Annotated in this window: 10 protein-coding genes and 3 pseudogenes; 7 read left to right on the plus strand and 6 right to left on the minus strand. The window is 37.9% G+C overall.

Translation table 11 applies throughout. The features are described from left to right. Positions 1-852 (minus strand): annotated as a pseudogene (locus C4E06_RS19845) (FAD-dependent oxidoreductase); the annotation flags it as partial. A 483-nt stretch (positions 853-1335) separates the two neighbouring features. On the opposite strand from C4E06_RS19845, the gene tkt reads away from it, so the two are divergent. Next, positions 1336-3348: a transketolase gene (gene tkt, locus C4E06_RS19850; RefSeq protein ID WP_107670058.1), complete on the plus strand. Its 2013-nt coding sequence runs from the start codon at positions 1336-1338 to the stop codon at positions 3346-3348. A 281-nt stretch (positions 3349-3629) separates the two neighbouring features. Here tkt and C4E06_RS19855 read toward each other — a convergent pair whose 3' ends face one another. Next, positions 3630-4826 (minus strand): RNA-guided endonuclease TnpB family protein, encoded by a 1197-nt coding sequence (locus tag C4E06_RS19855; RefSeq protein ID WP_107670060.1) that lies wholly within the window; start codon positions 4824-4826, stop codon positions 3630-3632. A gap of 168 nt (positions 4827-4994) precedes the next feature. Between C4E06_RS19855 and C4E06_RS19860 the strand changes: the two genes are divergently transcribed. Both C4E06_RS19860 and C4E06_RS19865 read left to right on the plus strand, forming a co-directional pair. Further along, complete coding sequence (locus tag C4E06_RS19860) at positions 4995-6443, plus strand: ABC transporter substrate-binding protein (protein ID WP_107670062.1); 1449 nt, start codon at positions 4995-4997, stop codon at positions 6441-6443. A 6-nt stretch (positions 6444-6449) separates the two neighbouring features. Next, positions 6450-8388 (plus strand): annotated as a pseudogene (locus C4E06_RS19865) (hypothetical protein). A gap of 376 nt (positions 8389-8764) precedes the next feature. Here the strand turns inward: C4E06_RS19865 and C4E06_RS28220 are convergent. Together C4E06_RS28220 and C4E06_RS19870 are read right to left on the minus strand one after the other, a co-directional pair. Next, positions 8765-9067: an SH3 domain-containing protein gene (locus tag C4E06_RS28220; protein WP_198648853.1), complete on the minus strand. Its 303-nt coding sequence runs from the start codon at positions 9065-9067 to the stop codon at positions 8765-8767. A gap of 55 nt (positions 9068-9122) precedes the next feature. After that, on the minus strand, positions 9123-9335 hold the full coding sequence (locus C4E06_RS19870) for a Uma2 family endonuclease (protein ID WP_107670064.1): 213 nt from the start codon (positions 9333-9335) through the stop codon (positions 9123-9125). Positions 9336-9415: 80 nt separating this feature from the next. Here C4E06_RS19870 and C4E06_RS19875 point away from each other — a divergent pair. Both C4E06_RS19875 and C4E06_RS19880 read left to right on the plus strand, forming a co-directional pair. Further along, positions 9416-10914 (plus strand): annotated as a pseudogene (locus C4E06_RS19875) (FAD-dependent oxidoreductase). A 42-nt stretch (positions 10915-10956) separates the two neighbouring features. Continuing rightward, positions 10957-11322, plus strand: a complete 366-nt coding sequence (locus C4E06_RS19880) for a hypothetical protein (protein WP_107670071.1) — start codon at positions 10957-10959, stop codon at positions 11320-11322. Between the two features lie 17 nt (positions 11323-11339). On the opposite strand, the gene C4E06_RS19885 is transcribed toward C4E06_RS19880, so the two are convergent. Both C4E06_RS19885 and nagA read right to left on the minus strand, forming a co-directional pair. After that, a complete protein-coding gene (locus C4E06_RS19885; protein ID WP_107670072.1) occupies positions 11340-12443 on the minus strand; it encodes a pentapeptide repeat-containing protein in 1104 nt (367 codons plus the stop codon). 212 nt (positions 12444-12655) lie between these two features. Continuing rightward, positions 12656-13816: an N-acetylglucosamine-6-phosphate deacetylase gene (gene nagA, locus C4E06_RS19890; RefSeq protein ID WP_107670074.1), complete on the minus strand. Its 1161-nt coding sequence runs from the start codon at positions 13814-13816 to the stop codon at positions 12656-12658. Between the two features lie 170 nt (positions 13817-13986). On the opposite strand from nagA, the gene purE reads away from it, so the two are divergent. Then, complete coding sequence (gene purE / locus C4E06_RS19895) at positions 13987-14517, plus strand: 5-(carboxyamino)imidazole ribonucleotide mutase (RefSeq protein ID WP_107670076.1); 531 nt, start codon at positions 13987-13989, stop codon at positions 14515-14517. A 151-nt stretch (positions 14518-14668) separates the two neighbouring features. Further along, positions 14669-15361 carry a sugar transferase gene (locus C4E06_RS19900; RefSeq protein ID WP_107670078.1) on the plus strand — a complete coding sequence of 231 codons (693 nt, stop codon included), beginning with the start codon at positions 14669-14671 and terminating at the stop codon, positions 15359-15361. Positions 15362-15536: the final 175 nt, after the last annotated feature.

Below are 15536 nucleotides of genomic sequence, written 5' to 3' on the forward strand. Positions count from 1 at the left end.
CTCATTTTTAACTTCAACCCGGCATTTTCTAAGCCTAAATTATCTAAACTGGGTTTCCGTCCGGTGGCTGCTAAGCCAATGGTATCGGCTAGAATCATTTCATTATTTTTATCCCCTGTGAGGGCAACTTTTAACCCTTGGGACGTTTTTTCAATGGAGGTAATGGTTGTATTTTTCAGGATTTGAATGCCATGATGTTCCATGGACTCTTGAATGGTGGTTCTGATATCTTCATCAAAGCCGTTCAGAATTTTATCTCGACGAATAATTTGAATAACATCTGAACCCAAACCGCGCATAAATACAGGCAAATTCGACCCCAATATAACCGCCTCCCCAAATAACCAGTCGTTTCGGTTGTTCAGCTAGGGTAAACATATCATCAGAAATGATCGTATTTTCAATCCCTGGAATATTCGGTCTAACGGGATGTCCCCCCACTGCAATTAAGATTTTATCGGCGGTAACTTTAGTATTTCCCACTTCTATAGTGTGGGGATCAAGTAATTTTCCATAGTCCCGATAAAGTTCTACATTAGAGTTATCTAACATCCGTTGATAAATACCATTAAGACGTTGGGTTTCTTGGTTAACGGCTGTGATCATTTTTGACCAATCTAAGGTACTTTTAACCGAACTCCAACCATACCCTTGAGACTCTTGAAACTGGGCCGGAAAATGAGACGTATAAACCATTAATTTTTTAGGAATACAGCCCACATTAACGCAGGTTCCCCCTAAGCGATTATTTTCTGCTAATCCAACTTTTGCCCCATATTCTGCAGCCCGTCTAGCAGTTGCAATACCACCGGAACCGCCCCCAATAACAAATAGGTCAAAATCGTAACTCATAATAATACAAATCTCCTAATTTTTCCGTCTTTTTTTACTTTTGCTTTGTGTCGTCCGTTTCTATAGTTTATCGCTTCTTGGCATAGTTGTTAGTGGGATTTAGTCATCAAATAAACATCTTTGGTTTCTATAGACAAACGTGATCTAGAGAATTGTTTTTTGAGTTTTTTAGGTTAATCTTTAACAAATTTAATCTTTTTTTGAATCCTAAGCCAATTATGCCAAAAATGATCCCCGTTAAAAACAGAAAAAATAATAAAATAGTTAAGCTCAACAGAAAATCGGACGGTTTGGGCTGTGATCAATTAACGATGCTAATAAGGCCGAGGTGATCAAAATTGATCAGAAAATTGTTATAGTGTATCTTCCCATCGTTACCCAAGAGTGGGATGATAAAGACAAACCTTGGGGCAAATTACAGATCAGGAGTTGCCCACTCCACACTAAATTGTTGTCTTATCGTAGTTTATTTCAAGAAAAATTATGGTCGCTGCCACCCAGTCACTTCAAGAACTGTGCATTAATTCTATTCGTTTTTTAGCAGTCGATGCTGTAGAAAAAGCCAAATCAGGACACCCAGGACTGCCCATGGGCGCGGCCCCGATGGCTTATGTCCTGTGGGATCAGTTTATGCGGTTTAACCCCAAAAACCCCAAATGGTTTAACCGCGATCGCTTTATCCTCTCGGCGGGTCATGGCTGTATGTTACAGTACGCCTTACTCTATTTGACCGGATACGATAGTGTCACTATCGAAGACATAAAACAATTTCGTCAATGGGGATCAAAAACCCCCGGACACCCAGAAAACTTTGAAACCGAAGGGGTAGAAGTTACCACCGGACCCCTAGGACAAGGGATCGCCAACGGCGTGGGTTTAGCCTTAGCAGAAGCCCATTTAGCAGCTACCTTTAACAAACCCGATGCAACCATTGTTGACCATTACACCTATGTCATCCTAGGGGATGGTTGCAATATGGAAGGGGTTGCCAGTGAAGCTTGTTCGGCTGCGGGCCACTGGGGCCTAGGCAAACTCATCGCTCTTTATGACGATAACCATATCTCCATCGATGGTTCGACCGATGTGGCCTTTACCGAAGATGTATCCAAACGCTTTGAAGCTTACGGTTGGCACGTTCTCCATGTGGAAAATGGTAACACCGATTTAGATGGTATTGCTAAGGCGATCGAAGAAGCTAAAAAAGTCACCGATAAGCCTTCGATGATTAAAGTAACCACCACCATCGGTTACGGTTCCCCCAACAAGCAAAACACCGCCGGCGTTCACGGGGCTGCCTTAGGGGCCGATGAAGTGGCCTTAACTCGTCATAACTTAGGTTGGGACCACGAACCCTTTGAGATTCCTCAAGATGTGCTAAGCCACATGAATAAAGCCATCGAACGGGGTGCTAACTATGAACAGGAATGGAACAAAGCCTTTGAAACTTACAAGGCAAAATATCCTGCAGATGCGGCTGAGTTTGAACGCTATTTAAGTGGTCAACTTCGTGAAGGTTGGGAAAAAGAACTCCCCACTTTTACCCCTGATGATGCGGCCACTGCTACCCGTAAACATTCTGCTGCTATCCTCAATAAGTTGGCCCCTGTGATTCCTGAATTAATCGGGGGTTCGGCTGATTTAACCCACTCTAACCTAACAGAATTAAAGGTTTCTGGGGATTTCCAAAAAGGAGCCTACGAGAACCGTAACGTCCACTTTGGGGTCAGAGAACATGGGATGGGTGCTATCTGTAACGGAATGGCCCTACATGGTTCTGGTTTAATTCCTTATGGTGCGACTTTCCTCATCTTTACCGATTATATGCGGGCTTCTATCCGTTTATCAGCCCTCTCTCAAGCGGGATCTATCTGGGTAATGACTCACGACTCCATCGGCCAAGGGGAAGATGGTCCGACTCACCAACCCGTGGAAGTTTTGGCTTCTTTACGGGCGATTCCTAATTTAACGGTGATTCGTCCTGCCGATGGTAATGAGTGTTCTGGTGCTTATAAAGTCGCCATTGAGAACGCCAAGCAACACGCCCCCACCCTTCTGGCTTTCACTCGTCAAAATGTGCCTAACCTTCCTGGAACGTCTATCGAAGGGACAAGCAAGGGTGCTTATACCATTGTGGACTGTGACGGAACCCCTGATATTATCCTCATTGGAACGGGTTCAGAAGTTAGTCTGTGTGTCACGGCGGCTGAAAAATTAAGCGGCGAAGGTAAGAAAGTCCGTGTGGTTTCTATGCCTTCTTGGGAGTTATTTGAAGCGCAAGACGAAGCTTATAAAGAGTCTGTGTTACCGAAAGCGGTTACAAAACGGGTATCCGTTGAAGCTGGCGTTAGCTTTGGTTGGGCAAAATATGTCGGAACTGAAGGTGATACTGTTAGTATTGATCGTTTCGGTGCGTCTGCTCCTGGTGCCACCTGTATGGAAAAATTTGGCTTTAGTGTCGAGAATGTTTTAGCTAAAGCAAAAGCTGTTTTAGGATAGTTAATGCCTAATTCTCGTTATTAATAAGTCACAACCCTCTATATTTCTAGGGGGTTTTTTATCGCTTCGCTCGAAGTCAGAAGTTATAGTCCTACGCATTAAGTTTAGGACATTTCCCGATCCTGAAACCTTTTTACAGCTTATCATTGCCACCCCCTCTAACTCCCCCTTTTGTGAGGGCGAGAACCCTTGCTCATTGCCCATTGCCCAGTGCGTAGCACTATAGAATGAAATTTGAACCTCCCTCGTTTTTAACGAGGGATTCCCATATAGACTTTTATCTAGACTACCGAAATAGTCCCCGACAGATCGCCATTACTGGGCTGTTTAATCACGGGCGCACCGACCGCAAGTTGTTCTAAACCTCTTTGTTTTACTATCATTGAAGCAGCAACATCTCTATCGCATTCAAAACTACATTCAGGACATCTATGAACTCGAGTATCAAGTTCTTTTTTACCTGTATGAGTTCCACAATTAGGACAGGTTTGTGAAGTGAAATCCTTATTAACTTTTGCGAAATAGGTATCTGTTTGACTACAAACATATTCTAATCTAGTAAAGAATTGACCCAATCCCATATCTAATGATTGTTTACAAAACATTCCTTTAGACCAGGAATTGAAGTTAATATCTTCTACAAATATCATCCCTACTTCTTTGCAAAGTTGGTGAGCTAATTTGAAATGATAGTTTTTTCTTCTATTAGCTACTGCTTCGTGTAGTAAAGCAATTCTATGGTTCAATTTTTTCCATTTATTAGAACCTTTGATTTTATTTCTAAGCTTTCTTTGTAGTAATTCAATCTTACGCAGTGCTTTGTCTAAAAATAATGGTCTAGGAATAGTTAAACCATCTGAGGTTGCTATCATGCTTTGAATACCGACATCTAACCCTACTGCGTGACCATGAGGCATAGGTGAAGGTACATCAACATCAAGTTCAATCATTAAATTAACATAGTAACCACTAGCTTTTTTAATGATTTGGGCTTGCTTAATCTTAAATCCTTTTGAAATATCCCTAGATTTCTTTAACTTAATAGTTTTAAGTAAAGGTAGTTTAAGATAACTCCCATTCAACTCAATTTTATTACTAATCAAGTTAAAAGATTTCATCTTCTTTTTATACCTAGGAAACCCCATCCCTTTGCTTTTCATGTCATTAAATGCTCTATCTAATTTTCTTAAAGTTTGTTGCATAGCTTGAGCATTGCCTGATTTAAGAAAAGCATTAGTTTTCTTGGCTAAAGTTAGTTGTTTAGATTGATGATGATAGTTAGGATATTCAAAGGGTTCAACAATATATTCAGAGTGAAGTGAACATTTATTAATTTCACAACTACGGGAGTTATACCATAGTTTTCTTTCGTACAATCCATAGTTCCAAACAGACCTACAAACATCTAAATTGTGTTCAATTATTTCTATTTGTTTTTTAGTTGGTTGGAGTTTGTAATTGTACGTTAGATTAAGCATATCGACAGAGATGCTTGATGTTGATATGCTAATCCTATCACACATTTTTACAAACTAGCAACTTGAATTGTAAAAACTAAATCCGCTTACATCCCTTCACGGGACGTGAGGGTAGAGGCGCTCCCTAGATAAAAAATACAATAGATTAGCCGTCAATTAATAGTATTCATGGATAAAACCTTAAAAATAATCTTGGCCACTTTAAGTACCATTGGAACCCTAACTATTATTGTTATACTGTGGGAATTGGCAGTTAAACCCCTTCTCATTAGTGATAATAACCCAATTCCTGAGCCAACTTCTACGATTACCCCTTCCCCAAACTCCAGCCCATCTCCTAGTGATCCTAGTTTAACAGGAATTCCTTTAGAACAACGATTTAGTAGTGGCGATCGCCGTTTATTTACGAATCAAAATAACCCTAATATTGAGCAAGGAATAGCAGCTTTTAAAGCCGGAAATTACGAGGAAGCTTATCAACAGTTTTCTGAAGCCATCAAGACTAAACCTATTAATAATGATCCAGAAATTCAAATTTATCTTAATAATTCACAAGCCAGACAAGCAGGAAATCCCTTTAAGTTAGCTGCTGTGGTTCCCGTTGATCAAAAACAAACTAACGCAGAAGAAATGTTACGGGGAGTAGCACAAGCCCAAACTCAATTTAATCAAAAAGGCATTAATGGCAGACTATTAGAAATTGTTATTGTCAATGATAGTAATGATCCCAATTATGCTCAACAAGTGGCTGAAAAAATTGTTAATAATAATGATATTTTAGGGGTGATTGGTCATAATTCTAGTAGTGCAACGGTTGAAGGATTAAAAGAATACGAAACAGCCCGAATAGCCATGATTTCCCCCACTAGCACCAGTACCAGTTTATCCGGTAATGTCTTTTTTAGAACCGTGCCATCTGATGCTAAAGCCGGACAGGTTTTAGCCCGATATGCCATTCAAAATAATATTAGTAATGTAGCTGTTTTTTATACATCTACTAGCAATTATAGTCAAAGTCTCAAAGATGCCTTCGTCAACGGGTTTCAACTATTAGGAAGTGCAACAGTAATAGATATGAGCCTTCCGAGTTTTAATCCTAAAAATACCGTAGAAAACCTACAAAATAATGTAGATGCTTTTGTGTTATTTCCCAATACTGATAATAAAATTATTAACCTTGCCTTACAGGTTGCTGATGCTAATGCTGATTTATCCAACCCTAAAAAACTCTTAGGCGGTGATGCTTTATATAATCCTGCCACGTTAAAATTAAGTAAAGGTGGTGTTAAAAATTTAGTCTTAGCGGTTCCTTGGTTTGCTAAAAATAGTTATCCTTATACAAATTTAGCAGCCAAACGATGGGGAGGGCGAGTCAGTTGGCGCACAGCTACCAGTTATGATGCCACTAAAGCCTTTACTAAAGCATTGTCAGAAAATGCCACTAGAAATACTATTTTAACTAAGTTACAAACAACAGAATTATCCTCTAATGAAACATCAGGAGAACCCATACAATTTCTTAAAAGTGGCGATCGCAATACCGATCCTTTATTGGTTCGAGTGATTCCTAAAAGTAGCAATTTTGCTGAATACGATTTTGAAATTATTAACGATTAATGAGTTATGAAATTATCAATATTTAGTTATCCGATCAGCTTTCTTATCTTATGTTCCACTCCATTAATAAGCTGTTCTTCTAGTATTAGTAGCACAACAACGATAACACCAAAATTTATTGAAATGTCTTCTTTACAATTGCCCGAAGTTGAGCAAAATTATCGTAATCAGTGGACAACAGAATTAGAAAAAGGCTTTCAAAAAAGAGCATTAGAAATTATTGATTTTTATGCCGATAGAGAAAGTTACGGCAACGCCTACGGAGAAAACGAAAAACGGTCTTATCCTCGGGCGATGTTGGATTTTTTAGCAGGAAATGAAGACAAAGCAATGGCTTTTTTACAACAAGAAGATCCCCAAGCTAAAGAACATCAACATACGGACGGTATTGATTACTATTATTGTTTTACCTTAAAAGGACAAATTCGTAAGTATTTCTTATACGGAAAATTTCTCGATCCGAACTATAAACAACGAATGTTTAAAGGGGCAAAAAAATGGACATCGGAAGATCCTTTAAACCGTCCTCATCCTGTTTATGGGTTAGGAGATGGTAGCGGTAGAGACTGGGATATTAGTCGGCGAGGAAGATGGGTTGATGGCAGAAATACGGACAATTTAAGGGCAATGAGAGAAACGTCTGTTTACTTAATGGCCGAAGAAACAGGTAACGAAGAAACCAGGTTAATTTATAAAGAGAAAATCCAAAGATATGTGTGGGCATTGTATCATATTGGTATGGGAGAATGGGACTCAGAAGTGTATCACGGACACACCTTTGCCCCCTATCTAAATCTTTATGATTTTGCCAAAGATCCCGAAGTTAAATTATTAGCCAAAGCGGCCTTAGATTGGATGTCTGTGGCTGCCGCCATTAAATATTATCGAGGGGGTTGGGGAGGCCCAGTAAAACGAGATTATGGAGGAGGCAATGTGGCCATGGGGTCATCGTCTGCCCGAACATTTTGGTTATATTTTGGCGATACTCCTTTATCTAATCATCATCCTGAAGAGGATAGTTTATTCTTAATTACCAGTTCCTATCGTCCCCCTTTAGCAGCCGTAGCATTAGCCCATAAAAACTTTAAAAAACCTTTAGAAATTCTCAGTAGTAAACCGTTATATGAAAATTGGAAACCTGGCAATTCTGATGAACCGGGATACTGGGAAACTCAGTTTTTTGGCCATAGTTATCAAATGGGAAGTTTAGTGGCAAAATTTCCTGATGGCGATGTTGCCCCGTTTAAATTAATGGCTGACAATTCTCAGCGAGGGGTTGATTATTTTGTGGTTAATACGGGTAGAAAGTTGGTTAGACAGGGTAAACAACCAGGGGATCAAATAGGACAATATCGTAATCTTTTGATTTGGTTACGTCCTCCCTCTCAGTCTAATTTTAGCTTTCAAATTCCTAAAAATTCGTTAGCAGAAATAGAGGATAATATTTGGTTTTTTTAAACTTGAAAAAACATGGTTGGCGGTTCATCCTATTAACTTAAAACCTTACCAAGAAGTCACACATAAGAAAGAGAAATATTCACAAGAAACATTTTTAACAGCAGAAAAAAATCAGGAAAATTTTTACGGATTTGTTTTAGAAGTGGGTGAAAAAGAATCTCATGGTAGTTATGAGAACTTCAAAGAAAATATCAAAAAAAAGAGTCAGCTTAACTTAGAAAAGCTGACTAGAGGAATTGTCAATTATGAAGGAAGTAATGGACAAACCTTACAATTAATTTACAATACACTTAACCTTTTACCAATGATTATCCGTGATGGAGACTTACATCAATGGTCAGAAAATTTCGCCCTTTATAACAGTCAAACCCAAGACCAATCACCCATCTTTCTGGGTTACAAAGAAGGAAAATTACAAGTTAAAGCAGGGGGTTATGAGTTTACCACTGAAGTTAATAACGAGAGAAAAGTCGTGGTTTCTCCCTAACCATCTAAAAACTGTCTTGTTAACGACAAAATTCGATTAAGTGGTTTCTGGTTGATAGCTAAATAACCAGAGTAAAAGGGGTGATATAATGGTGCAAGCAAGGCTAATTAAGCCAATGACTTCTAATGCTTGTGTAAAATCAGTAGACATTTATATAATCCTCCGAATTTATTAGTCAAATTGTTGAGCATTAATACTCAAAAAGTAAAGTTATCAGTGATATAAATACCCGATAATTCTAGGATACTTAAACACAATCTATTCTTTCACCTACCTCTAGTATAATTTTAACAAATATTTTTAATCCTTACTCTTGATATAAAGAAAACTATAGTTTAATGAAGTTTTAAAACAAAGAATAAAATGAGATTCATTATTAACGATTAAAACAACTAATAAATTCTCGAAATACCCAACCAAATGCCCCGTTTTGACCATATGGTCTCACTAAAGCCCAAGGACGACCTTGAGAGTCATAGTCAATTTTAATAATATAAACTTCAACCCCATTTTTTAACGTACCCACAAGGCTACCATTGGGGGTTTTCCGAACATTAAGAGGGGTTCCCGTGGGGTCTGTTACTTTACAGACTTGTTCAGCTTTGGCAATATTAAAATATGATTGCCACAGAGATAAAAGTAATAAAAATGATACAATTTTAGATGATTTCAACATCATTTTAGTGAGTTAGTAAATTCGTTATTTTTTAAAAATAAAAATTGATGCTTTAGCTTCACATTAATAAAATTTGTTTAACTACATAATCTAAACTAAATCCCTCAATTTCTCGATCAAATTGCTTAAAAATAAAGTCAATCATATCTGAATGTAACGGACCAGCAGGAGTCATTAATCTTAATTCTCCCTCTACCAGTTCATAGAGACAATTTGTGTTATCATCGTATTCTAGATAATCTTTAAAGGTTAAATTAACCGAAGTTTTCATCTTTTTTCCTCTAAAATTGAGGTACTCTTAATTCTAACATAACCAATTGTAAAAACAGTAAAAAGACTCAAAATTAGAAAATGTCAAAACAAAAAAAAGTCGTAATTGTTGGGGCTGGTTGGGCTGGTTTAGGGGCAACTTATCACTTAACAAAACAAGGGTATGATGTCACTTTATTAGAAGCATCTCCTTATCCTGGGGGTTAGTTTCTGGCTGGAAAACCGAAGACGGTAAGTCCATAGAAGCTGGAATTCATGGCTTTTGGTATCCTTATCAAAATATCTTTAAATTAGTCCGAGAATTAGGGTTAAACCCGTTTACAAATTGGACTCGTTCGTCTCAATATTCTCCTGCTGGTTTAGAGGTAGAATCCCCTATTTTTCAAGATGAACCCCTTTTACCCACTCCGTTAGGAACGTTTCTATATACTAAGTTTCAACGACTCCCTTTAATCGATAGATTATCAGCTTTGCCCCTACTTTATAGCTTACTAGACTTTGATAATTCTCCTGAAGCTTGGGAACGCTATGATAAAATTACTGCTAGGGAATTATTTAAACAATTTGGCGTATCTTCTCGTCTCTATAAAGATGCGTTTGAACCCATGTTATTAGTAGGATTATTTGCCCCAGGAGAACAATGTAGTGCAGCAGCAACCTTAGGAATGCTCTATTATTTTATCCTAGCGCATCAAGCGAATTTTGATGTCGTTTGGTGTCGAGGAACTGTAGGAGAAATGATTTTTAAACCTTGGGTAGATAAGATAGAAAGTAATGGAGGTAAAATTTTAACTAATAAGCGCGTCACTGATATTATTGTCAATAATCAAGGAACAGCAAAAGGGGTTATGTGTGATAACGAAATCTTTGCAGCCGATGCTGTTATTTTAGGGGTTAGTATTAGTGGAATTAAAAAGATAGTGTCTCAAAGTAAGGTGTTAAATCAGTACCCAGAATTTTATAATTTATCTAACTTAGGGGGAATTGATGTTTTAGCCACTCGCTTATGGTTTGATAAAAAAGTGGATATTCCTTTGCCATCTAACGCCTGTTTTGGCTTTGATAAAACCACGGGATGGACATTTTTTGATCTTAATAATCTTCATGATGAATATAAAGCCTTATCAGGCAGTGTTATCGAGGCAGATTTTTATCATGCGAATCAACTATTAACCATGAATGATGAACAAATTATTAATAAAGTTCATCAGGATTTAACCACTTGTATTCCTGGCTTTGCTAATGCTAAGATTATAGATAGTCGTGTGATTAAAGTCCGTCAAGGAGTCACCCATTTTGCCCCTGGTAGCTATCAATATTTACTCCCTGCAAAATCTCCCATTCCTAATTTATACTTGAGTGGAGATTGGATTATTACAAATCATGGTTCTTGGTCACAAGAAAAAGCTTATGTAACTGGTTTAGAAGCTGCTAATTTAGTTATAGAACAATTGGGAGGAAATCCTGCTAAGATTATTCCTGTAGAACCGGATGAACCCCATATTCAGCTAGGACGAGTCATTAACCAGAATGTGCGTAAAATAATGAATGATATCATTCCCCAGTTTTGGCTACCTTAAACAACACTTACCCAGTGAACAATTTAGAGGTTAATTTTAATTATGTTTGGAAGACAACCAAAAGAAGAAAAAGCTACAGAAAATATAGATGCTCCTGATATTATGTTTCCTTCAGAATCTGAACTACAAGAAACTTCGGAGGATGACACAGAATTGAGTCAAATTAGTAATATACAAGACTCATCAATAGTTGAAGAAAATCCCGAAGTTGTCACTATTGTTGAAAAAATTAGTGGTATTGTTTCACCCTATTTTATTGTGGTGGTAGGACTCATTTTATACGATGATAACTTCTTTTTAGGACTCCTCCTAATTGCAGTAGGAATCCTTTCTTTGTTGAAGATTTCTTTAACGGATATTGTGGGATTATTTATAGAAATTAAAGAAGGATTAACTTCAGATGATTAATGGGTAGTTTGGGCTTTTCATTCCTCAGGGAAAATTGCCCCCCTTTCTAAGAGATTGGTTTTGATTTCTGGGGTCATTCCCTCATTATTACCAAACTGACACCCTTCTATTAAAGCCCCACTTAAATTGCTCTGACTCAAGTTAGCTTCTTGTAAATTAGCCCCCCTTAAATCAGCCCCAATTAAATTGGCTAACGCCAAACTACTGCGATAAAAATCCGCTTGTTGTAAGTTGGCATTTCCTAAATAAGCCCCACTGAGATCAGCGCCACTAAACCTAGTATAACTTAAAATAGCCTCACTTAAATCAGCGTCGGTTAAATTAGCCCCCCGAAAATTACTGTGAGTTAAATTAGCCCCACTTAACTCAATACTGCTTAATTCGGTTCCCAGAAAATTGCCTCCGGCTAAGTCGGTTTGATAATCTAGTTTGGCAATTTTAATTAGTTCTAATAAATGGCTAGTTTTGACATCATAAATATTATCAATTAATTGATGTAAATCAGCCAGATGTTGCGGTTCAACATTAGTCGTAGGACTCTCTATTTTTTTTACGTCTGATACTTGTGAGGTTAATTGAATCCTGGAGATTTCAGGAGAAAGCCGTTCTTTCCATAAAAATTGAGCCAGTTTCCGTTCTAAAATACTATGTTTATTCGGATGAATATCATGTCGCCATAAACCAGTGACATCAGTAATAGAAATATCGCTTAAACTAACTGTATAAGAGACAGTTACCTCAACCGATTCATTGCTCGATTGAATCGTAGCTAAGGGCGATGAATGATCAATTTTGAGGGTAGATTGTCCCGTTGGCGAAATTAAATGCCATACTACACTATTATCATCAGATTCTATTAGCTTAAAAAGAGTGTTTCCATTTAATTGAGGTTCAATAATCTTTCCTTGTTGTACCGTTAAATTGAGGTTACCCCCTTTGATGCCAAATTTGATTTGACCATTGAGTAAGGCTTTTTCTTGTTCATTGAAGCGCAAATTTAAGTCTAGGAGAAATTCACCCTGAGACGTTGCCGATGATTTCGGAGTGACTTGAAGAAAAACACACTTCGGATAAGGATTATAAGCGGTGTGGAGGTGGAGAGATGGGGCTGATTCCGACATAATTGAATAATACTCACTTCCTATTTAAAATCATATCATTATAGTGCTACGCACGCTTGGAATAAGGAACGCGCATGGGTTCTCCCCCTCACAAAAAGGGGAGTTAGAGGGGGTGGCAATGGTTGATTAGATAACAGTTTCAAGGTTAACAAGTGTCCTAAGTATTTTTTGTAGTGTTATAAAAGTCAGACAAACTTTAAATAATTAATTCTTCACAGTCTTCTCCAATTAACTTGATTATTATCTTTATCCCAATGCCATTGTAATAAACTCCCTGGTTGCCCTGGTGAAATTCCTGGTAATTTAATCGCTTTTCTCGGGGATTCTGTGGCTAAAGCAATGGCATTTCCGATGGGGCATAATTGCCATTCTACTAAGTTTTTAACCCCCATTAATAAAGGTAAGGTTGTTCCTGCTAAGGTCCCGTTAGCCAGCCTCGCTGTTCCTTTTTTCACTTCAATTTGTCGGTTATCCCAAGGATAAACCCCGTCCCCTAAACCAATGGGGGCCAACGCATCACTGACTAAGAAAACACCTCTTTCATAAAGACTGCCTCTAAGTAATAATTCAATCATGGTTGGACAGACATGATTACCATCAGCAATTAACCCACAATAAACATTAGGATTAATCATTGCTTCCCCTAATAATCCAGGTTGACGATGATGTAAAGGAGGCATGGCATTAAAGGCATGAGTCACCATTGATGCCCCCATTTCAAAGGCTTTTTTTGCTTCTTTTGCATTGGCTTGAGAATGACCCAAACTAGCAATAATACCTCTAGAAGATAAATATGGAATTACTTCATCGGATATGTCTAATTCTGGGGCTAAAGTGATAATTTTAACGATGGATTCATAGCTATCTAATAGCCATTCTATGGCTTCAACAGAAGGGGTTAAAAGATATTGAGCAGGATGCGCTCCTTTTTTTTGGTGGTTTAAAAAGGGGCCTTCTAAATGGACTCCTAACACTTTTGCGGTGGGTACATTTTCTTCTTTTTGAAGCTTTATAAACCGTTCAAAAATAGCGAGTGATCGCTGTATATTTTCCACTGAAGTCGTGACTAATGTTGGCAAAAATCCGTCAATCCCTTCTTGCCATAAAAATTCACAAATTTGGTGTAATTTAGGTAAGTCTTTGGCTTGGATTTCTGGAAAAGCTAATCCCAGTCCTCCATTTATTTGTAAATCGATTCCCCCCAGGGAGATCCAGTCTCCTTGAGCATCATAAACCTTATCTCCTTTTTGAGTGGAATTAACCACACCCATTGATTGGATATCTTCGATGATTCCTTGTTCATTAATCAGGATTTTTTGTGGTTCTTGATATCCGTATAATTTAGCATTGATAATTGTAGTATTTTTTAACATTTGTGACTAACAGTAAGGTTATTTTTCTTGACTCCTGACCCCAATGATAAAAAACATTTATTGTCATGGAAAAATTGACTTGAAAAGTCGGAAGGTTGAATTTCCATTCTTAAATAATTTCTAGGAAAATGATATCATAAAGTAGTTGTTTATTCTATCATTGACGGTTCATGACCTCTTCTTCTCCTGTTATCGGTATTATCATGGGTAGTGATTCGGACTTGCCCACTATGGAAAAAGCGATCGCGGTGTGTGAGAGGTTTCAAGTCCGATGGGAAGTGGCCATCGTTTCAGCCCATCGCACCCCTGAACGGATGGTTCACTACGCCAAAACCGCCCATGAACGGGGTTTAAAGGTGATTATTGCCGGCGCAGGGGGAGCAGCCCATCTTCCCGGTATGGTAGCTTCTATGACCCCTTTACCAGTCATTGGGGTTCCCGTTTCCACTCGTCACTTACAAGGGGTAGACTCTCTCTATTCCATTGTACAAATGCCCAGAGGCATTCCTGTGGCCACTGTAGCTATTGGTAACGCCCAAAATGCGGGACTGTTGGCCGTTCAAATGTTAGCTTCCCATGATGCCAAGTTACTAAAGAAAGTACAGGACTATCGACAAGAATTAGAACAAATGGTATTAGATAAACAAGAAAATTTAGAAAAATTAGGTTATGAAGCTTATTTACAGCAAATGAAACCTTGAGATTAATCAATAATACTGATGCCCTATTTTGCTGGAGTTTGATTTTTAGTTATTTTCACGAACTTTTGTCGTAATTTTTGATGATCGGATGTTAATGAGTTAGGGATACTTAGGGAAAACTAAGGGTAAGACTGATCAGGATCAAACCATCGTGAGTAACACTGTTAAAAGCCTTACCTCTGAAAGATTTCAAGATTCTCTATGCTGTGATTCTCCTCTTAATAGGAGTCGTATTTTTCATTGTTCAGTGTATAGTAAAACCAAGCGTTTCATTGATATTTTAGGTGCAATAATAGGCTTATTACTGACAGGTATGATAGCTATTCCTATTTTTATTGCTATGCAATGGGATGATCCCGGACCTCTTTTATATAGTCAAATGCGTTGTGGCCTCAATGGAAAATTATTTCGTCTTTGGAAATTTCGTTCGATGATTGTTAATGCAGAAAAGCAAAAACATCTCGTTAAAAATAAGGCGAAAGGTCATTTTTTTAAGAATAATAAAGATCCTAGAATCACTCATATTGGTTACTTCCTCCGTCGTAGTAGTTTAGATGAGTTTCCCCAATTTTGGAATGTTTTAAAAGGAGATATGAGTTTAGTGGGAACTCGTCCCCCAACCCCCGATGAAGTCAAACAATATAATGCTTATCATTGGCAAAGATTAGCGGTTAAACCAGGATTAACCGGGGAATGGCAAGTTAATGGACGTTCTATGATTACTAATTTTGAGGAGGTGGTTAAACTGGATCTTAGCTATCAAGAAAAATGGTCAGTTTTATATGATTTTCAACTGATATTTAGAACAATTTTGGTTGTTTTTAGTGGTCGGGGTGCGTATTAACTGAAATCTTGCATCTTGCTTAAAGTTGGTTGCTTAAGTAAGGCAAAAGTCAAAAGGCAAAAGGCAAAGGCAATAAACATAATCCTTAATGGGTATACTGACATCTTGCACGCCTTACAAGATAACTTAATAGCTGAAAAGAAGACAGTCAATCCTGAAGCAGTTAGCTTTAAAA

Origin of the sequence: Cyanothece sp. BG0011, assembly GCF_003013815.1 — a bacterium.
GTDB lineage: Bacteria > Cyanobacteriota > Cyanobacteriia > Cyanobacteriales > Microcystaceae > Crocosphaera.